Origin of the sequence: Streptomyces sp. NPDC048483, assembly GCF_040651455.1 — a bacterium.
Taxonomy (GTDB): domain Bacteria; phylum Actinomycetota; class Actinomycetes; order Streptomycetales; family Streptomycetaceae; genus Streptomyces.
On record NZ_JBEZJZ010000003.1, the window covers coordinates 1 to 18,592 of the forward strand.

Below are 18,592 nucleotides of genomic sequence, written 5' to 3' on the forward strand. Positions count from 1 at the left end.
AGCTCCGGCTCGGCCGCGGCGGCAACCATCTGATGCTCATGGGGCTGAAGAACAAGCCGGCCGAGGGCGACACGGTCACCCTCGAGCTGCACTTCGCCACCTCGGACCCGATCACGGTGGATGTCCCGGTCAAGGCCGACGACTACCAACCCAGCTAGGGGAGCGATCACTATGGCTGTGGCCCTCACCGGCCCCGCGCCGCGACGGGGCGCCGCACTGCGGCTGCTCGTCGTCGTGGCGGCGCTGTTCGGCGCGCTGCTCGGCGGCGCCGCACCGGCCTCGGCCCATGCCGCGCTGACCGGCAGCGACCCGGCGCAGGGGTCGGTGGTGGACCGGGCCCCCGAACAGGTCTCGCTGACCTTCTCCGAGGGCGTGGCGATGGGCGACGACTCCCTCCGTGTCCTCGACCCGAAGGGCAAGCGGGTGGACCGCGGCAAGCTGCGCAATCTGTGCAGCGGCAGCGTCGTCAAGTACGGGGCGGGGCTGCCGCCGGGGCTCCCCGACGGTACGTACACCGTCGCCTGGCAGGCGGTCTCCGCCGACAGCCACCCGGTTGCCGGCGCCTTCACCTTCTCCATCGGCGCGCCGTCCAAGACCACCGCCGCGGTCCCCCAGCAGGAGGCGGGCGGCGGCCTGGTGGGCGCGCTCTACGGCATCGCCCGCTATCTGGCCTACGCCGGTTTCGTGCTGCTGGCCGGCGGCGCGGCCTTCGTCGTCGCCTGCCGGCCGGCCGCCGCACTCGTACGGTCCGTACAGCGGCTGGTCGTCTACGGCTGGGCCGTGCTGACCGCCACCACCCTCGCGATGCTGCTGCTCCGCACCCCGTACACCGGGTCCGGCGAGCTCGGCGACGTCTTCGATTTCGGCGGCCTCCAGCAGGTCCTGCTGACCAAGCCGGGCGCCGCACTGGTCTCGCGGCTGCTGCTGCTCGCGGCCGCCGCGCTGTTCATCGCGGTGCTCTTCGGGGCGTATGCGCGGACGCAGGAGGCGGCGGACGGCGCGGATCCCGCCGAGGACGCCAAGCGGCGCAAGGACCTCGCGCTCGGGCTCGGGATCGGCGGGGTGATCGTCGCCGCGGGGCTCGCCGCCACCTGGGCGATGGCCGAGCACGCCTCGACCGGGCTGCAGACCGCCGTCGCGATGCCGGTCGATGTGCTGCATCTGCTCGCCGTCGCCGGCTGGCTCGGCGGGCTCGCGGCCCTGGTCGTGTCCCTGTACTGGGGCCCGGCCGTCGAACGGTCCGCGGTGCGCCGCTTCTCGCGGATCGCGTTCGGTTCGGTGCTGGTCCTGGTGGCCACCGGCGTCTACCAGTCCTGGCGGCAGGTGGGCACCTGGCGGGCGCTGACCGACACCTCGTACGGGCGGCTGTTGCTGCTCAAGGCGGGCCTGGTGGTGGTGCTCATCGGGATCGCGTGGGTGTCGCGGCGGTGGACGGCGCGGCTGGGGGAGGTCGCCCCCGCCGATACGGACGCCGATACGGATACGGACGCGGATGCCCATGCTGACGCCGATGCCGATGCCGATTCCGATTCCGATGCTGCCGCCGACGCCGACGCCGATCCGGGTGATGTTTCACGTGAAACAGCCGACCCCGCCCGCGTCGCCCAACTGGCCCGCCAGCAGGTCGCGTTGCGGACCGCCCGTACCAAGCGCATCCGGGACGCCGACCCGGACCGGCTCGGGCTGCGGCGGTCCGTACTGGCCGAGGCGTCGGTGGCCGTCGTCCTGCTCGCGGTGACCACCGTGCTGACCACCACCGAACCGGCCCGTACGGAAGAGGCGGTCAAGGCCAGTGGCGGCGCCGGGCAATCCGCCGCGGCCAATCAGCCGCAGGTGCTGACCATCCCCTTCGACACCGGCGGCCCGCACGGCAAGGGCACCGCCCGCCTCGACCTCGACCCGGGGCGCAGCGGCAGCGGCAATGCGCTGCGGCTGCGGATCTCGGACCCGTCGGGCAGGACCCGGGACGTCCCGGAGGTCAAGGTCTCCTTCACCCTGAAGGCCAAGAAGCTGGGGCCGCTGCCGGTCGTCCCCCGGCACGTCGGCAAGGGCCACTGGAGCGCGAACGGCGTCCAGCTGCCGGTACCCGGGCGGTGGCAGCTCTCGCTGCTCGTACGGACCTCCGACATCGACCAGGTGACCGAGACCAGGAACGTGAAGATCGGCTGATGAGCAAGCAGCAGACGTCAGACCAGCAGTCCCCCGTGGAACTCTCCCGCCGCCGCCTCCTCGGCACGGTCGGCGCGGCGGGCGCGGCCGGGCTCGTCGCCGGCGGGGCCGGTGGCGCCATAGGGGTCTCGGCAGGCCAGGACGACGCCCCCAAGGCCCTGACCAGCATCGGCGCGACCGAGGTCGCCTTCCGCCCCGCGCGCGCCAAGCATCAGGCAGGGATCACCACCCCGCTGCAGGCCAACGGCCATCTCGTCGCCTTCGACCTGGCTCTGGGTGCCGGCCGCAAGGAGGCGGCCGCCCTGCTGCGCCGCTGGTCGCGGACGGCCGAGGAGCTGATGGCCGGGCGGAAGCCGGACGACGACACCGGGGTGGCCCTCGACGCGGGCCCGTCCTCGCTGACCGTCACCTTCGGCCTCGGCCACAGCTTCTTCGGCCGTACGGGCCTGACGAAACGGCGCCCCGTACAGCTCGACCCGCTGCCCGACTTCTCCGCCGATGCGCTGGACCCCCGGCGCAGCAACGGCGACCTGTGGATCCAGATCGGCGCCGATGACGCGCTGGTCGCCTTCCACGCGCTGCGGACGCTCCAGAAGGAGGCCGGCGACACCGCCCGGCTGCGCTGGCAGATGAACGGCTTCAACCGCTCCCCGGGCGCCACCGCGCACCCGATGACCACCCGCAATCTGATGGGCCAGGTCGACGGGACGAACAATCCCAAGCCGTCGGACGCCGACTTCGACGAGCGGATCTTCGTGGGGCGGGACGCCGACCAGGAGTGGATGCGCGGCGGCTCGTACGCCGTGGTCCGGCGGATCCGGATGCTGCTGGATGAGTGGGAGAAGCGTGCACTGGGCGAACAGGAAAAGGTCATAGGGCGCAGGAAGGCCAACGGGGCGCCGCTGACCGGCGGTTCGGAGACCACCCCGATGCGGCTGGACGCGAACGGCGCCGACGGGCTGCCGGTCATCCCCGCCAATGCGCACGCCCGGGTCGCGGCGCCGGAGTCCAACCAGGGCACGGCGATGCTGCGCCGCCCGTTCTCCTTCCACGACGGGTTCCGCGACGACGGGGCCCCGGACGCGGGCCTGCTCTTCGTCTGCTGGCAGGCCGATCCGCTGCGCGCCTTCACCCAGATCCAGCGCAAGCTGGACCGCGGGGACGCGCTCTCGGCGTTCCTGCGCCACGAGGCGAGCGGGCTGTACGCGGTGCCGCCCGCGGCGGCGGCCGGGGACTACGTGGGCCGGCCGCTGCTGGAGGGCTGAGCCCAGGGGCGGTGTCCGGGCTTCGGAATCCGCCCGTCGGCCCCGTACGGGCTCGGTATCGTGGCAGGACAGGGAGAGATCGGCGGGGCGCCCCCGCGACGACGCGAGGAGTCCTTTGCATGTCGGCCAGTCGCTACACCTATCTCGGGCCCGCGGGCACGTTCACCGAGGCCGCCCTGCGCACTCTTCCGGAAGCGGCGACCCGCGAGCTGGTGCCGATGGTCTCGGTGCCGGCCGCCCTGGACGCGGTCCGCGGCGGTGAGGCGGCCGCCGCGCTGGTGCCGATCGAGAACTCCGTCGAGGGCGGGGTGACCACCACCCTGGACGAGCTGGCCGCCGGCGAGCCGCTGATGATCTACCGCGAGGTGCTGCTGCCGATCGCCTTCGCGCTGCTCGTACGGCCCGGTACGGCCCTGCACGACGTGAAGACGGTGACCGGGCACCCGGTGGCTCAGCCGCAGGTGCGCAAGTGGCTGACGGCCCAACTCCCGGAGTCCGTATGGGAGTCGGCGGCCTCGAACGCCGACGGCGCGCGGCTGGTGCAGGAGGGCCGGTACGACGGCGCCTTCGCGGGCGAGTTCGCGGCGGCGACGTACGGGCTGGAGCCGCTGGTCACCAACATCCACGATGCGCAGAACGCCGCCACCAGGTTCGTCCTGGTCGGCCGCCCGGCCCGGCCGGCGTCGCCCACCGGCGCGGACAAGACCTCGGTGGTGCTGTGGCTGGCCGAGGACCACCCCGGTGCGCTGCTGGAGCTGCTCCAGGAGTACGCGGTCCGCGGCGTCAACATGATGCGGATCGAGTCCCGGCCGACCGGCGAGGGCATCGGCCGCTACTGCTTCTCGGTGGACTGCGAGGGGCATGTCACCGACCGCCGGGTCAGCGAGGTCCTGATGGGGCTGAAACGGATCTGCCGCGATGTGCGCTTCCTCGGCTCGTATCCGCGGGCGGACGAGGTGACGGCGACCGTGCGGCCGACAATGTCCGACTCAGCGTTCACCGAGGCGTCGGACTGGCTGGCGCGCTGCCTGGACGGGCGCAGCTGAGCAGCCGGCATTCCACCGGCCGCACCCCTGCACCGCCCCTTTGCGCACCCCTGCACACGACTCCATACCACTGTCCACAAAGTTATCCACAGGCGCGGTTCTCGACCTGTGGGTAAGTCGACATGGAGCGCATCGCGATTCGGACAGAGTCGACAAATCCCTCTACCGATCTCATGCCGCTCCACAGCACTCCACAACCCTTCACAGGCCCCCAACTCCGGCCCCGTCAGCACAATTCACGCGATCAATCCTTTAGAGCGAGGCAATCCCACACGAAAGAGCACGAGAAGCGGGTTTGGGCGAAGAATCCATAGCGGAACATTCCGGCAGCGGAATGATCACCTCCGACTTCCACAGATCTCGCACACAGCCTGTGGATAAAGGCCATCGAGCACCTGCCCCCTGTGGACAAACGCAAGGGGAAGGAATTGCAGAAGGCTCACGGCGTGCATTCCGGCATGGAATAAATAACCTCAAAACGGACAAATTGCAACACGGAGCAATATCACGTCGAACCGCCGGGCGCGGCCCCGGTAGCCTGGTGGGGTGATTGACCTTCGCCTGCTCCGTGAGGACCCCGACCGTGTGCGCGCGTCCCAGCGCGCCCGTGGAGAGGACGTCGCACTCGTCGACGCCCTTCTCTCCGCCGACGAGCGGCGCAGGTCGTCCGGCATCCGCTTCGACGAGCTGCGTGCCGAGCAGAAGGCGCTCGGCAAGCTCATCCCCAAGGCCTCCGGCGACGAGAAGGCCGTGCTGCTGAAGAAGGCCGGCGAGCTCGCCGCCGCCGTCAAGGCCGCCGACGCCGCACAGGACGAGGCCAAGGACGAGACCCAGCAGCTGCTGCTCAAGCTCGGCAACCTCGTCCACCCCGACGTCCCCGTGGGCGGCGAGGAGGACTTCACGGTCCTCGAGACGCACGGCACCATCCGCGACTTCGCCGCCGAGGGCTTCGAGCCCAAGGACCACCTGGAGATCGGCGAACTGCTCGGCGCGATCGACGTCGAGCGCGGCGCCAAGGTCTCCGGCTCGCGCTTCTACTACCTCACCGGCGTCGGCGCGCTGCTCGAGCTCGCCCTCGTCAACGCCGCCATCGCCCAGGCCGGCGAGGCGGGCTTCATCCCGATGCTGACCCCGGCGCTGGTCCGTCCGCGCGCCATGGAGGGCACCGGCTTCCTCGGCCAGGCCGCCGAGAACGTCTACCACCTGGAGAAGGACGACTACTACCTGGTCGGCACCTCCGAGGTCCCGCTCGCCGCGTACCACATGGACGAGATCGTGGACGGGGCCAAGCTGCCGCTGCGCTACGCCGGTTTCTCGCCGTGCTTCCGCCGCGAGGCCGGCACGTACGGCAAGGACACCCGCGGCATCTTCCGGGTCCACCAGTTCGACAAGGTGGAGATGTTCTCCTATGTCGCGCCCGAGGACGCAGCGGCCGAGCACCAGCGTCTGCTGGACTGGGAGAAGCAGTGGCTGAACTCCCTGGGGCTGCCCTTCCAGGTGATCGATGTCGCCACCGGTGACCTCGGCGCCTCCGCCTCCCGCAAGTTCGACTGCGAGGCGTGGATCCCCACCCAGGGCAAGTACCGCGAGTTGACCTCCGCCTCCAACTGCAACGAGTTCCAGGCGCGGCGGCTGTCCATCCGGATGCGCGACACCGAGGACGGCAAGCCGAAGGTGCGCCCGCTGGCAACGCTGAACGGCACGCTGTGCGCCGTACCGCGCACCATCGTGGCGATCCTTGAGAACCACCAGCAGCCCGACGGTTCGGTGCGCGTCCCCGAGGTGCTCCGTCCCTACCTGGGCGGCCGCGAACTCCTCGAGCCCCTCGCCCGGTGAGCGCACCGGCCCTGCCCTACAAGCTCATCGCGACGGATCTCGACGGGACGCTGCTGCGCCACGACGAGACCGTCTCCGGGCGCACCCGTACGGCGCTCGCCGCGGCCACCGCGGCGGGCGCGGCGCACATCGTCGTCACCGGCCGCTCGGTGCCCTGGACCCGGCACATCCTCGACGCCCTGGACTACCGGGGCCTGGCGGTGTGCGGACAGGGCGCGCAGGTCTACCACGCCGGGGAGCACCGGCTGCTGACGTCCGTCACGCTCGACCGCCAGCTGGCCGGCCTCGCGCTGTCCAAGATCGAGGCGGAGACCGGTCCGCTGTATCTGGCGGCGAGCCGGGACGGCCTGGAGGGCGAGGTGATGGTCGGCCCCGGCTATCGCATCCAGGAAGGCCCGCTGCCGACGATCATGATCGACGAGCCGGGCGAGCTGTGGACGGCCCCGCTCAACAAGGTCTACATCCAGCACCCGACCCTCGACGACGACTCCCTGGCGCGGGCCGCGCGCGAGGTCGCCGGGGATCTGGTGGGCGTGATGGTCTCCGGCCACGGCATCGTCGAACTGCTGCCGCTGGGCCTGACCAAGGCCACCGGCCTGTCGCTGGCCGCCCGCCGCCTGGGCCTCAAGGCCGCCGACACCCTCGCGTTCGGCGATATGCCCAACGACATCGCGATGTTCGCCTGGTCGGCGCGTGGCGTGGCGATGGGCAACGCCCATGACGAGCTGAAGGCGGTCGCGGACGAGGTCACCGTCTCCAATGAGGAGGACGGCATCGCGGTCGTGCTGGAGCGGCTCTACCTGTCCTGAGGGGCGTCCTGAGGGGTGTCCGGGGAGCGGCTCTGAGGTGCGTCCTGAGGGCTGCTCCGGCCGGGAGGCCGGGCCTCGTCGCCGTCCCCCTCGCCGGGCCCGTCCCCGTCCTCCGCCCCGGCCGACCCGTACGGCGCCGCCCTCCCCGCCGGCGTCAGCGGCCAGGCCACCAGCCCCAGAACCAGGGCGATGGCATGCCCGAAGTCCGTGAAGGTCGCCCCGGTCAGCAGCGGCACGCCGAAGAACACCAGGACCCCGATGAGCCATCCGTAGCTCCAGGGCGGCAGCAGACGGTACGTCAGGACACCGGCGGCCGCCGCCAGCCCGTAGGAGACCCCGATGTCCACGACATGGGTCATCGACCGCGGCAGCCGGTGCCCCTCGATGGCCAGCAGGACGAGTTCCTGGCTGGCCAGCGTGGCCGCGCAGTGCGCCACGCCCACGACCAGCAGCCAGCGCCAGGTGCCCAGCCAGCGCTCGACGTTGGCGTGCAACAGCTCGAACATCGCCACGTAGAGCAGGAACGACCCCGGGCGCTCGATCCAGAATCCGCTGATGAGCAGCGAGGGGAGCGGATGCTCGTTCAGCTCGTGGATGTTGCTGCTGGTGCGGTGGAGGAGGAACTGCTCCAGGCCCTCGGAGGCGGAGGCGATGACGAGGCTGGTGATGCCGATGATCAGCAGCCAGATGTGGGTGCCGGGGGCGCTGCGTACCCAGGCCAGCGCCCAGGCCGCAGACCGGCGGACAGGGTTGGCCGGCCACCGCAGGCGCCGGCCGGGGAGCACGGGCTTCATCGGCGCCCCGCCGCACGGCCGGTGGCCATGAACGGCCCGGCCCCCTTGATGTGCCGGATCCGCGGTGCGCTCTCCATCGTCCGTACGCCGGGCAGTGCCGCCACCCGGGTCGTCAGATACGTGTAGAGCGCGCTCACGTCCTCGCACAGCACGGACGCGAAGAGATTGTGCGGCCCGGTGGTGGCGCAGGCGAAGGCGACCTCCTGGTGGGCCGCCAACGCCTCGCCGGTGGCGGCCAGTTCGGCCGGCTTGACGGACAGCCACAGGGCGACCATCACGCCGTACCCGAAGAGCCGCAGGTCGTAGTCGACGTCGTAGTACAGGACGCCGTCCGCGCGCAGTTCGGCGAGGCGGCGGCGGACGGTGGTGGGCGACCAACCGGTGGCGGCGGCCAGTTCGGCCGGCGGGGTCCGGCCGTCGCGGCCGAGCGCGTCGAAGAGGCGGCGGTCGGCGTCGGAGAGCTCCACCGGGACGGCGGCCGGATCCGGTGGCGGCGGGCTCAGCCGGGCGGTCTGCTCCTCGCTCAGCGCGCCCGACTTGCTGACCAGGCCCTGCGGGCCGCCGAAGAACTCGTGCAGCACGCAGTGGGCGGTGACGCCGACGACGCTGGGTGTACGCGGCAGCTTCTGCAGCAGCAGCGCGTCGCTGTGCTCGCTGCTCGCCGCGCGGCACACCGCGCCGATCTCCGTACCGCCGGACATCAGGCTCACCCAGGCGGTGTCCGCACGGCGGGCCAGCGCCTCGGCGACCGGCACCGCGGCATCCGGCGCACACTGCACCCGCACCAGCCACTCGACCTCGCCCAGCGCCCGCGCATCGGCCAGCCCCAGCACCCGCAGCGCCCCGCTGGCGCGGTGCCGGGTGTAGCGGCGGGCAACGGTCTGGTCGGAGACGCCGAGCGCGGCGGCGATACGGCTGAAGGGTGCCCGGCCGTCGAGCTGGAGGGCGTGCAGAAGCTGCCGGTCGAGGGCGTCGAACCCGGTGGCGGGGCCGGCGGCCTTCGCGTCGGTTTTCACCGTTCGAGGCTAACGCGTGTCGGATTGCGCCGCCGGGAGCGCGGTGGCTGGGAGTTCGGGGGCGGGGGACGGAGGGTGGGCCGTCCCTGTCCCCGGAACAAAGGAATGATCATGGGCGCGAGCCCTTCGCCCGGAACGTTTGCCGCGGGCACTTCGCCCGGAAACCGCGAGAAGTCCCGGACGTCGGGGAAATGGTGGCCGCTGGTCGCCATCACCCTCGGCAATTTCATGCTGCTGATCGACGTGACCATCGTGGTGTCCGCGCTGCCCCGGATATCCGACGGCCTGGGCGCCTCCTTCACCGCACTGCAGTGGGTGATGGACATCTACGCGCTGGCGCTGGCCGCGCTGCTGATGGTGGCGGGCTCGGCCGCGGACCTCTTCGGGCGGCGCCGGCTGTACGTGGCCGGGCTGGCCCTCTTCGCCCTCGCCTCGCTCGCCTGCGGGCTGGCGCCGGGCGCGGGCGTCCTGATCGGGGCCCGCGCCGTCCAGGGCCTCGGCGCGGCGGCGATGTTCGCCACCAACACCCCGCTGCTGATGGCCGCCTACCAGGGCCGCGACCGCGGCGTGGCGTTCGGCATCTGGGGCGGTACGAGCGGCGCCGCGGCCGCGGTGGGCCCCGTACTCGGCGGGCTGCTCACCGAGTACCTGAACTGGCGGGCGATCTTCCTCGTCAATCTGCCGCTGACCGCCGTCGCCGTGTATCTGACGGTCCGCCATATCCGCGAGTCCCACGGCGCCCTCCCCCCACCTCGAACGAACTCGGCCGGGGGGACCCCCACGGCCCGCATCGACTGGGCGGGCGCCGCGTCCTTCACCGTGTCCGTGGGCGCGCTGACGTACGGGCTGATGCGCGGCGGCGAGCACGGCTGGACGGAAGGCGGAACGCTCGCGTCGCTCGCGGCCGGGGCGGTGGCGCTGCTCGTGTTCGCCGCCGTCGAGCGGCGGGTACGGCAGCCTCTCCTGGACCTGCGGCTGCTGCGCCGCCCGTCGTTCGCCGCCCTGATGGCGGCGGCCCTGCTGCTGCAGGCGGCGGCCTTCCCGTATCTGACGTTCGTCGGGCTGTGGGCACAGGACGTGCTGGGCCTGAGCCCGGTGCAGGCGGGCCTGGCGGTGCTGCCGCTGGCGCTGATGTCCCTGCTGGTCGGCGCGGTGGGCGGCCGTCTGCTCCAGCGCCTCGCGCCCCAGCTCCCGGTCGGCATCGGCCTGTTGCTGGTGGGCGCGGGCGCGCTGCTGCACACCGCACTGCTCGGCGACGGCGCGGGCTGGGCCACGCTCGTCCCCGGGCTCGCGGTCGGCGGGCTGGGCGTCGGGGCGGCCATGCCGGTACTGGTCTCGGCGGCGCTCGGCGCGGCGCCCCCGCAGCGCGCCGGCATGGCGAGCGGGGCCGTGAACACCTTCCGGCAGCTGGGGTTCGCCATAGGGATCGCGGTCCTGGGCACGGTCTTCGCCGATGCGCCGCACGGTCTCGCGCCCGGCGCCCCACTGTCGGCCGTCCGGTCCGCGTACGTCGCCGGGCTGACGCAGATCACGCTGATCTCCGGGCTGGTGGCGGTGGGGGCCGGGGTGCTGGTGCTCGCGGTGGTACGGCGGTCGGAGCGCGGTGCCGGGGACGGCGGCCGGGGCACGGCGGGCGCGGGGGCGGGGGCCGCTCCGGTGGAGGCGGGGGTGTGAACCCGCCCCGTCAAGGCCGAGGCGCCGCGGTACACGGACGGGCGGCCGCGGTGCCGCGCGCTGCCGGCCGGCTCCCGGCCGGCTCCTCCGTACGGCTACCGGTCCGGCCTTCCGGCTGCCGTGCCGCGGCCTCACCCGCTGCCGATCAATCATCGACCGGCCACCCAACAGCAGCATCCCGTCAAGTCCCGTCCACAAGCCGTCAATGATGCGTCAGCGGCCGGGGAACCGCCCCCTTCAGCGGGCATAGCGTCGGAAGAGCCGAGCCCCGGCGTTTGCGCGACCCACCGGTCCGGGGCCGCCATGTTCTGCCGAGGAGCAACGCCGTGTCCCAGTCCCATCCTCTGTACGCGGAAGACCCCGAGCCCTCCGATCGGGTCCCGGCCGGGCCTTTGTTCGTACCCGTCCGGTCGGGCCCCGCGGGCTGCACTGCCCGCCTGTTCCGCACCCCCATGGGCGGCCGTATCGCCGTCGCCTTCACCTCGCCCCAGCGGCTCGCCGCGGCCCTCGGCGGCGGCCAGCCCTGGGTGCGGCTCTCCGAGCCCGCGCTGCGCGCGCTGGCCGAACCTGTCGGCGCGACCGGCCTGACCGTCGACCCGCGGTTCGCCCCGGAAATTCCCCGTGCACAGCCCCGTACGCCACCCCGTACGTTGCCCCGGCCGCAACCCCTACGGGCCGTCTGAGGGAGGGCACGATCATGAGCCACACCATGAGCCACGCCGCGCTCCCGCTGCCCGCCGTGCCGGAGCCCGCCCGGGAATCCGCCGCACCGGCCCCCTCCCTGGCCATCTGGCCGGGGTCCACCACGCCCTTGGTGGACGACGACCTCGCCATAGGCGGCGTCCCGCTCACCGAGCTGGCCGACCGCTTCGGCACCCCCGCCTACGTCCTGGACGAGGACGAGGTACGCCGCCGCTGCCGCGCCTACCTGCGGGCCTTCCCCGACACCGACGTCTACTACGCGGCCAAGGCGTTCCTGTGCCGCGCCATGGCGCACTGGGTCCAGGAGGAGGGCCTGGGGCTGGACGTCTGCTCGGCGGGCGAGCTGGAGCTGGCCGTCACCACCGGGTTCCCGCCCGATCGGATCGTGCTGCACGGCAACGCCAAGAGCCCGGAGGACCTGCGGGCCGCGCTGCGGCTCGGCGTCGGGCGGATCGTCATCGACAGCACCTCGGAGATCGCCCGGCTGGCTGCCGCGATCCCGGCGGGCAACCGGCAGAAGGTGCTGATCCGGGTCGTCCCGGGGATCGCCGCCGGTGGCCACGCCAAGATCCGTACGGGGACCGACGGGCAGAAGTTCGGGCTGTCGCTGGCGGACGGTTCCGCGCAGCACGCCGTCACCCGGGTGCTGGGCCAGCCGCGACTCCAACTGGTCGGCCTGCACTGCCACTTGGGGTCACAGATCACCACCGTCAAGCCGTATCTGTCGGCCGTACGGCGGCTGGTCGGGCTGCTGGCCCGGATCCATGAGCAATACGGCATCACCCTGCCCGAACTGGACCTCGGCGGAGGCCACGGCATCGCCTACCGACCCGGCGAACCCGCACTCGACATCGTCGGCCTGGGCGCCAAGATCCGCTCCGAGCTGGCCGGCGGCTGCGCGGCGGCCGGGCTGCCGGTGCCCCGCCTGGCCATCGAACCCGGACGCGCCATCGCGGGCCCGGCCGGCGTCGTGCTCTACCGGGTCCTGGCCGTCAAACAGACCGGCGGGCACACGTTCGTCGCGGTGGACGGCGGCATGAGCGACAACCCCCGGCCCGCCCTGTACGGCGTCCGCTACGCGCCCCGCCTGATCGGCCGCCGCTCCGCCGCGGTCGCCCAGCCGGTCACGGTCGTCGGCCGCCACTGCGAAGCGGGGGACATCCTCGCCACGGACGTCCGCCTGCCGGGCGACATCCGCCCCGGCGACCTCCTGGCCGTCCCGGCCGCGGGCGCGTACCACCTCTCGATGGCCTCCGGTTACAACCTGGTCGGCCGGCCCCCGGTGGTCGCGGTCACCGGCGGGCATGCCCGGCTGCTGGTGCGGCGGGAGTCGCTGGCGGACATCCGGGGGCGGGATGTGGGGGTGTGAGGGGCTGGGAGTGTGAGGGGCTGGAGGGGCTGGAGGCGTGAGGGTCGGCCGGAACCCCGGCCGCCCGGCCATGACCCATCGGACAGGCCCTAGCCCTCGATCGGGGGGACCGGCACTCCGCCCGGGTTCCAGGCCGCCAGGAAGGCGGGCTGCCGGGCCAGATCGACCAGTTCGACGCGGGTGCCGATGCTGTCCATCCGGTGGTAGGCGAAGGGGCGGCCGTACGGGCATCCGGAGAAGTCCGTGGCAAAGCCCTGGTCCGCCAGGTGACGGGAGCCCGCCTCTATGGAGCGCGTCCAGAACCCGAGGTGATCGAACCGGGCGCCCGCCGACGCATCCCAGGGGCTGCCCGGCGGCCCCTCGATGAGCTCGATGTACGGCGGGCCCCCGCGGGTGAAGGTGACCTGGTAGTCCCAGCCGCCGAGCCGGTCCTCCTTGGGCTCGCGGAACTCGGCTCCGGCGGCCGTCCCGAGGTCCCGTATGGCCGCCTCGATCTCCGGGACGACGAAGCACACGTGGTAGAAGCCCGTCATCGGACCGCCTCCTCTCAGCACCTTCCGCTGCCACGTACCGCCGGCGCGCCGGGTGCGTGCCCCCTGCGTACCGGTGTCATGACGGACCGGCTTCATGGCGGAACGGTCGTGGGCTGCGAGCGTTCCCGGGAATCCCACACCCATGCCACGCCTCTCTACATGTACAGTGAATCCATCAGTTGTAGGATGACTGGGCAACCGAGCGGATGAACCAGAGAGGCGTCGGGACGGACATGGCACTGCAGGCAGCGGGACGGCAATCCCTGGTGGACACCGTCGTCGAGGCCCTGCGGTCCCAGCTGACCGCCGGGGAGTGGCAGGTCGGGGCCCGTATCCCTACGGAGCACGCCCTGGCCGAACAGCTCCAGGTCGGCCGCAACACCGTCCGCGAGGCGGTCCGGGTCCTCGTCCACGCCGGAATGCTGCGCTCACGCCAGGGCGAGGGCACCTTCGTCGTCTCCACCGCGGACCCCGGCGAGATCATGCGCGGCATCCAGCGGGCCGGCATCCGCGACGTCCTGGAACTGCGGATCGCCCTGGAGGCGGAGGCCGCCCGGCTGGCCGCGCTCCGGCACGAGCCCGCCGACCTGGAGCGGATGCGAGCGGCCCTGGACGCCCAGGCCGCGCTGGCGGACGCCGAGGGGCAGCCGGACGCCGGCAGCATCGAGCTGTACGCCGATCACGACATCGCCTTCCACAAAGCCGTCGTCGAGGCCGCGCACAACACCGCGCTGACCGCGACCTACGGATGGTTCAGCAGCTCGGTACGGGAGGCGCTGGTCAGCGCGCTCGACGATCACGAGATGCCGAAGATCGTGCACGGCGATCACCGCGCCGTACTGGACGCCATCGCAACGGGCGATCCGGAGGGCGCGGAGCGCGCCACCCGCGCGCTGCTGGAGAGGCCGAAGCGCGCCGTGGAAGCGCTGCTCGCCGTCCGCTGACGGCCGGCCCCGCCACAGCGCACGCTGCTCCCCGCTCACTCCTGCTTCTTCCTGCTGCTCCCCCCCCCCCACCTCTTTGTCACGCCCCTTGGTCACACCCGTTGGTCACACCCCTTGGTCACGCCTGTTGACCACCCCCGTTGTTCACCCCGTTGGTCACACCCGTTGGTCACCCCCCGATCCCTTGGCGAGGTACACACGCATGTCAGGGCCCCTGTCCGAAGCACCCTTGATCGACGCCGAGGAGGACCTGGTCGCGGCGCCGCCGGTCGCCGTGGCCCGCCGTCGCCTAGGGGCCCACCCGACGCTCCTCCTGGCCGGAATCGTCCTCGCCGCGCTCAACATGCGAGCCGCGCTGGCCGGGGTCTCGCCGCTGCTCGGCGAGATCGGCAAGCACTTCCACCTCGCCGCGACCGCCGGCAGCCTGGTGACGACCATCCCGCTGATCTTCATGGGCCTCGGCTCCATCGCCGCCCCGAAACTGGCTCGCCGCTGGGGGACCGAGGCCGTGCTGTGCGGTGCGCTGGTTCTGCTCTGCGGCGGCATCGTGTTGCGGATCGCGCCGCCCGTGGTCGCGCTGTTCGCCGGCTGTGCGGTGGTCGGCACGGCCATAGCCCTGCTCAACGTCCTGATGCCGGCCCTGATCAAGCGGGACTTCCCGGAGCGGGCCGCGGGCATGACGGCGCTCTACTCGACGGCGATGATCCTGGGCGCCACGGTCTCGGCAGCCTCCGCCGTCCCCCTGGAGAACGCGCTCGGCGGCTGGCAGGGCTCGCTGGTGTCCTGGTCGCTGATGGCCGCCGTCGGCGCGATGGTCTGGATCCCGCAGGCGGTCATCGCACGACGGGGCACCGGGTACGGGGCGGCCGCGGCCCCGGCCCCGGCCATGCAGCCGACCGGGCACGGGCCGAGGCTCGGCCGCTCCCCGCTGGCCTGGCAGGTCACGCTCTTCATGGGCTCGCAGTCGCTGATCGCGTATGTGGTCATCGCCTGGATGCCGACGATCTTCACCGATCACGGCATGGGCAAGGGCGAAGCAGGACTGGTCTTCGCCTTCAGCACGCTGGTGCAGATGGCGGGTTCGTTCGTGGTGCCGATGCTCGCGGGACGGATGCGCCGTCAGCGGCTGCTGGGCGTGGCCGTCTCCACGCTGATGACCTGCGGCGTCGTCGGGCTGCTGCTGGCCCCGGTGGCCGGCGCCTGGCTGTGGGCGGGGCTCCTCGGCATCGGTCAGGGCGGCGCCCTGGGCCTGGCCCTGACGATGATGGTCCTCCGCTCCGGCGACGCCCACACCGCCGCCCGCCTCTCCGGCATGGCCCAGACCGGCGGCTACCTCCTCGCCGCGGCCGGCCCCCTGGCCCTCGGCGCCGTCCACCAGACCACCGGCGGCTGGACCGTCCCGCTCCTCCTGCTCCTCGCCGTGTGCACCGGCCTTGCCCTCCTGGGCCTGGGCGCGGGACGCGATCGACGGATCGGGGAGCGGGCGTAGGGCCATCCGGATGGCGGCAGGAGGGGCCAGGGGCCGCCCACCCGCCGGGCATGGGCGCGGCGCCGGGGCCGCCCGTGACGCGCCGGCCCCTGTGGGCCCGGCCCAGGGCGCGGGCCGGTGCGGTGAACATCAGGCAACCCACCCGCGTCCACTGTCCGCCATCGGTAGCGATCCGGGGGAGGCCATCCCCGTAACCCGGCCGACTGGCCTACGGTGCCCTCATGAGCGATGTTCAGCGCACCGTTCGCCGGTCCGGACCTCGGCTTTCCCGGGTCGGCCGGCTCCTTCTCGTTGCCGTTTTGTGTGTATTGGTCATTCTTGCTGTGGTGTTTGTGCCGCGGTTGCTGCGCGGGCCGCAGCCCGAGGCGAAACTGACTGTGCCGGAGGGCCGGCGGGCGGCGCAGGTGTACGCCGCCGTCGACAAGGTGCTGCAGCTGGCCGAGGGCAGCACCGCGAAGGCCGCCAAGAAGGCGCACCTGAAACTGCCGGCCGAGGCGAAGGGCAACCCGGAGGGCTACCTCTTCCCGGCCACGTATCCGATCAGCAAGGACACCACCCCGGCGTCCCTGCTCGCCTACATGGTCGACACGGCCAAGCAGCGGCTCGCCGGTGACCGCATCGCCTCCTACCGGACGGTGGTGATCGCCAGCATCGTGCAGGCCGAGGCGGACCGGCCGACCGATATGGGCAAGGTCGCCCGGGTGATGGACAACCGGCTCGCCAGGAACATGCCGCTGCAGATGGACTCGACGATCAACTACGCGCTGGGCCGCAGCACCCTCGCCACCACTCACGCCGACACCAGGACCGAGAGCCCGTACAACACCTACAGGCACCAGGGCCTGCCGCCCACCCCGATCGACAACCCCGGGGCGGACGCGCTGAAGGCGGCCGGCGCGCCGCCCAAGGGCGACTGGCTGTACTTCGTCACCGTCAAACCGGGCGACACCCGCTTCACCGCGAACTTCCAGGAGCATCTGCGCAACGTCCGGGAGTTCAACGACCACCAGAAGGACGGCGGCGGGGGCCAGGCGCAGGGCGGCTGAACGCGCGGCCCCGGGTGCGCCCGGGGCCCGCCGTATCGCGGGTTACTCCTCTCCGGCCAGGGTCAGCGCCTTCAGACGGCGTCCGGCGTACCAGGTGGCGCCGACCGTCACGACCCCCAACAGGCACATGGCAAGCGGCAGTTGGACATCGGAGGTGAGCGCGCCCTCCGCGCCGATCTGCTGGCCCACCGCCAGCGCCCACTGCTGGACGCTGAGGGTCCGGGCGCCGGGGACGAGGGTTCCGAAGAGCGCCTCCCAGACCAGGGCGTAGACCAGGCCGAAGACGACGGCATGACGGGTGATGGTGCCCAGGAGGAGGAAGAGCGCGCTGTAGGCGACCGAGGCGATGGCCGCCGCCACGGCGTAGGCGACGGCTATCTGCTGGCTGTTGCCGTTGAGAAGGAAACCGGCGAGGAGGACGGGAACGGCGGAGAAGGTGACCGTGACGCCTATCGCCACCACAAGCTTGGTGAAGATGATCGTCGGCCGCGGCACCGGCTTCGACAGGAGATAGACCACGGAACCGTCGTCGATCTCGGGGCCGATCGCGCCCGTACCGGCGATGACGCCGATCAGCGGGACCATCGTGCCGAGCGCGAAGCCGCCCAGGATCTCGCTCGCGGTGGAGTCATCGGCGCCGGCCAGCGTGCGGACGGCGACGGCGATGACCACCAGAAGCGCGGGCAGCGCGAAGAGGATCAGGGCACGGCGCCGACCGAGCAGGGCACGGTAGGTGAGCCGGGCGACGGTGGGGTGGAACAGCGCGGCCCGGGGCGCGCCTACAGGCGCGGACGGGGCCGTCGGAGTGGTCGTGGACATGCGTCGGGGCTCCTTTCAGGCCTCAGGCCGCTACGAGGTAGGAGAAGACGGATTCCAGCGACTCGTCGGAGGGCGAGACCGTCAGCAGGCGGATGCCGTGGTCGCGGGCGATCCGCGGCAGGAGTTCGGTGAAGCGGCCGAAGTCGGTGGCCTGGATGCGCAGCGCGCCCTCGGCGAGGTCCACTTCGATGCCGGATGTGGAGGGGTCGGCGATCAGCGCACCGGCCAGCGCGCGGTCGTTGTCGGACCGGACGAGATAGCGGTGCGGCCGGTCGGTCATCAGCCGGCGGATCTTGCGGAAGTCACCGGACGCGGCATGCCGGCCGGCCACCACCACCTCGATGTGCGAGGCAAGTTGCTCGACTTCTTCGAGGATGTGGGAGGAGAAGAGCACTGTGCGGCCCTCGTCCCCCATCCGCCGCAGCAGCTCCATCAGCTGCATCCGCTGCCGTGGGTCCATGCCGTTGAACGGCTCGTCGAGCAACAGCACGGACGGGTCGTGGACCAGCGCGGACGCCATTTTCACCCGCTGCCGCATGCCCTTGCTGTACGTCGAGATCTTGCGGTCCTGGGCGTACTCCATCTCCACCGTGGCCAGCGCCCTGGCCGCCTCGGCCCGGCCGAGGCCGTGCAACTCGGCGTTGGCGAGGACGAATTCGCGGCCGGTGAGGAAGTCGTACATCGCCTCCCGCTCGGGGACGATGCCGATGTGGCGGTAGATGCCGGCGTTGCGCCAGATGGTGCTGCCGTCGAGGGTGACGGCGCCGTTGGAGGGGGCGAGGAAGCCGCCCATCATGTTGATGAGGGTGGATTTTCCGGCACCGTTGGGGCCGAGCAGGCCGGTGACGCCGGGCGCGATGGTCATGGTGATGTCGTTGACGGCGACGACATTCCCGAACCAGCGGGAGACATGGTCGATGGCGACAGTGCTCATGGGCGCAGCCCATTCCTTGAGGAGTGGTGGGGCGACGGCGACAAGAAGGGGCAGCGCGAAGCGATTCCTGCCGGGGTGGTGGCGGGCGACGGCGACAAGAAGGAGCAGCGCGAAGCGATTCCTGCCGGGGTGGTGGCGGGCGACGGC

General features: G+C 72.2%; 17 protein-coding genes. 12 read left to right on the forward strand and 5 right to left on the reverse strand.

Annotated elements, in window-relative coordinates:
• From AB0D04_RS02100 to AB0D04_RS02125, 6 genes are all read left to right on the forward strand, one after another.
• On the forward strand, positions 1-158 hold a 158-nt coding region (locus tag AB0D04_RS02100), incomplete at its 5' end, for a copper chaperone PCu(A)C (protein WP_362698763.1).
• A 13-nt stretch (positions 159-171) separates the two neighbouring features.
• Positions 172-2,169, forward strand: coding sequence for a copper resistance protein CopC (locus tag AB0D04_RS02105; RefSeq protein ID WP_362698297.1), 1,998 nt, complete (start codon positions 172-174; stop codon positions 2,167-2,169).
• Positions 2,169-3,434 carry an iron uptake transporter deferrochelatase/peroxidase subunit gene (gene efeB / locus AB0D04_RS02110; RefSeq protein WP_362698300.1) on the forward strand — a complete coding sequence of 422 codons (1,266 nt, stop codon included), beginning with the start codon at positions 2,169-2,171 and terminating at the stop codon, positions 3,432-3,434. Before AB0D04_RS02105 ends, efeB begins: the two co-directional genes overlap by 1 nt.
• A gap of 119 nt (positions 3,435-3,553) precedes the next feature.
• On the forward strand, positions 3,554-4,480 hold the full coding sequence (gene pheA, locus AB0D04_RS02115) for a prephenate dehydratase (protein ID WP_362698303.1): 927 nt from the start codon (positions 3,554-3,556) through the stop codon (positions 4,478-4,480).
• 546 nt (positions 4,481-5,026) lie between these two features.
• Positions 5,027-6,316, forward strand: coding sequence for a serine--tRNA ligase (gene serS, locus AB0D04_RS02120; protein ID WP_362698306.1), 1,290 nt, complete (start codon positions 5,027-5,029; stop codon positions 6,314-6,316).
• Positions 6,313-7,125 carry an HAD family hydrolase gene (locus tag AB0D04_RS02125; protein ID WP_362698309.1) on the forward strand — a complete coding sequence of 271 codons (813 nt, stop codon included), beginning with the start codon at positions 6,313-6,315 and terminating at the stop codon, positions 7,123-7,125. The genes serS and AB0D04_RS02125 overlap by 4 nt, the downstream gene beginning before the upstream one ends.
• Here AB0D04_RS02125 and AB0D04_RS02130 read toward each other — a convergent pair.
• Complete coding sequence (locus AB0D04_RS02130) at positions 7,113-7,919, reverse strand: rhomboid-like protein (RefSeq protein WP_362698312.1); 807 nt, start codon at positions 7,917-7,919, stop codon at positions 7,113-7,115. The two genes, AB0D04_RS02125 and AB0D04_RS02130, sit on opposite strands and share 13 nt — an antisense overlap.
• The gene (locus tag AB0D04_RS02135; protein WP_362698315.1) at positions 7,916-8,935 is read right to left on the reverse strand and encodes an Lrp/AsnC family transcriptional regulator; all 1,020 of its coding nucleotides are present in this window, start codon (positions 8,933-8,935) and stop codon (positions 7,916-7,918) included. Before AB0D04_RS02135 ends, AB0D04_RS02130 begins: the two co-directional genes overlap by 4 nt.
• A gap of 111 nt (positions 8,936-9,046) precedes the next feature.
• Between AB0D04_RS02135 and AB0D04_RS02140 the strand changes: the two genes are divergently transcribed.
• The 3 genes from AB0D04_RS02140 (at position 9,047) to lysA (ending at position 12,680) form a co-directional block, all read left to right on the forward strand.
• Positions 9,047-10,609, forward strand: a complete 1,563-nt coding sequence (locus AB0D04_RS02140) for an MFS transporter (protein ID WP_362698318.1) — start codon at positions 9,047-9,049, stop codon at positions 10,607-10,609.
• A gap of 326 nt (positions 10,610-10,935) precedes the next feature.
• Positions 10,936-11,292, forward strand: a complete 357-nt coding sequence (locus AB0D04_RS02145) for an SAV_915 family protein (RefSeq protein WP_362698321.1) — start codon at positions 10,936-10,938, stop codon at positions 11,290-11,292.
• A gap of 26 nt (positions 11,293-11,318) precedes the next feature.
• On the forward strand, positions 11,319-12,680 hold the full coding sequence (gene lysA, locus AB0D04_RS02150; protein WP_362698765.1) for a diaminopimelate decarboxylase: 1,362 nt from the start codon (positions 11,319-11,321) through the stop codon (positions 12,678-12,680).
• An 89-nt stretch (positions 12,681-12,769) separates the two neighbouring features.
• Here the strand turns inward: lysA and AB0D04_RS02155 are convergent, their stop codons facing one another.
• Positions 12,770-13,213 (reverse strand): VOC family protein, encoded by a 444-nt coding sequence (locus tag AB0D04_RS02155; RefSeq protein ID WP_362698324.1) that lies wholly within the window; start codon positions 13,211-13,213, stop codon positions 12,770-12,772.
• A 233-nt stretch (positions 13,214-13,446) separates the two neighbouring features.
• Here AB0D04_RS02155 and AB0D04_RS02160 point away from each other — a divergent pair, with 233 nt between their 5' ends.
• From AB0D04_RS02160 to mltG, 3 genes are all read left to right on the forward strand, one after another.
• The gene (locus AB0D04_RS02160; RefSeq protein WP_362698327.1) at positions 13,447-14,157 is read left to right on the forward strand and encodes an FCD domain-containing protein; all 711 of its coding nucleotides are present in this window, start codon (positions 13,447-13,449) and stop codon (positions 14,155-14,157) included.
• A 202-nt stretch (positions 14,158-14,359) separates the two neighbouring features.
• Positions 14,360-15,646: an MFS transporter gene (locus AB0D04_RS02165; RefSeq protein WP_362698330.1), complete on the forward strand. Its 1,287-nt coding sequence runs from the start codon at positions 14,360-14,362 to the stop codon at positions 15,644-15,646.
• Positions 15,647-15,867: 221 nt separating this feature from the next.
• The gene (gene mltG, locus AB0D04_RS02170; RefSeq protein WP_362698333.1) at positions 15,868-16,692 is read left to right on the forward strand and encodes an endolytic transglycosylase MltG; all 825 of its coding nucleotides are present in this window, start codon (positions 15,868-15,870) and stop codon (positions 16,690-16,692) included.
• A 42-nt stretch (positions 16,693-16,734) separates the two neighbouring features.
• Here the strand turns inward: mltG and AB0D04_RS02175 are convergent, their stop codons facing one another.
• The gene (locus AB0D04_RS02175; RefSeq protein ID WP_362698767.1) at positions 16,735-17,454 is read right to left on the reverse strand and encodes an ABC transporter permease subunit; all 720 of its coding nucleotides are present in this window, start codon (positions 17,452-17,454) and stop codon (positions 16,735-16,737) included.
• Between the two features lie 79 nt (positions 17,455-17,533).
• Complete coding sequence (locus AB0D04_RS02180; protein WP_362698336.1) at positions 17,534-18,445, reverse strand: ABC transporter ATP-binding protein; 912 nt, start codon at positions 18,443-18,445, stop codon at positions 17,534-17,536.
• Positions 18,446-18,592: the final 147 nt, after the last annotated feature.

Excerpts from the sequence above, each read along its gene's own strand:
- AB0D04_RS02105 (WP_362698297.1), top strand. The coding sequence starts at position 172 with ATGGCTGTGGCCCTCACCGGCCCCGCGCCGCGACGGGGCGCCGCACTG.
- efeB (WP_362698300.1), top strand. The coding sequence starts at position 2,169 with ATGAGCAAGCAGCAGACGTCAGACCAGCAGTCCCCCGTGGAACTCTCC.
- pheA (WP_362698303.1), top strand. The coding sequence starts at position 3,554 with ATGTCGGCCAGTCGCTACACCTATCTCGGGCCCGCGGGCACGTTCACC.
- AB0D04_RS02130 (WP_362698312.1), bottom strand. The coding sequence starts at position 7,919 with ATGAAGCCCGTGCTCCCCGGCCGGCGCCTGCGGTGGCCGGCCAACCCT.
- AB0D04_RS02140 (WP_362698318.1), top strand. The coding sequence starts at position 9,047 with ATGGGCGCGAGCCCTTCGCCCGGAACGTTTGCCGCGGGCACTTCGCCC.
- lysA (WP_362698765.1), top strand. The coding sequence starts at position 11,319 with ATGAGCCACGCCGCGCTCCCGCTGCCCGCCGTGCCGGAGCCCGCCCGG.
- AB0D04_RS02155 (WP_362698324.1), bottom strand. The coding sequence starts at position 13,213 with ATGACGGGCTTCTACCACGTGTGCTTCGTCGTCCCGGAGATCGAGGCG.
- AB0D04_RS02160 (WP_362698327.1), top strand. The coding sequence starts at position 13,447 with ATGGCACTGCAGGCAGCGGGACGGCAATCCCTGGTGGACACCGTCGTC.
- AB0D04_RS02165 (WP_362698330.1), top strand. The coding sequence starts at position 14,360 with ATGTCAGGGCCCCTGTCCGAAGCACCCTTGATCGACGCCGAGGAGGAC.
- mltG (WP_362698333.1), top strand. The coding sequence starts at position 15,868 with ATGAGCGATGTTCAGCGCACCGTTCGCCGGTCCGGACCTCGGCTTTCC.
- AB0D04_RS02180 (WP_362698336.1), bottom strand. The coding sequence starts at position 18,445 with ATGAGCACTGTCGCCATCGACCATGTCTCCCGCTGGTTCGGGAATGTC.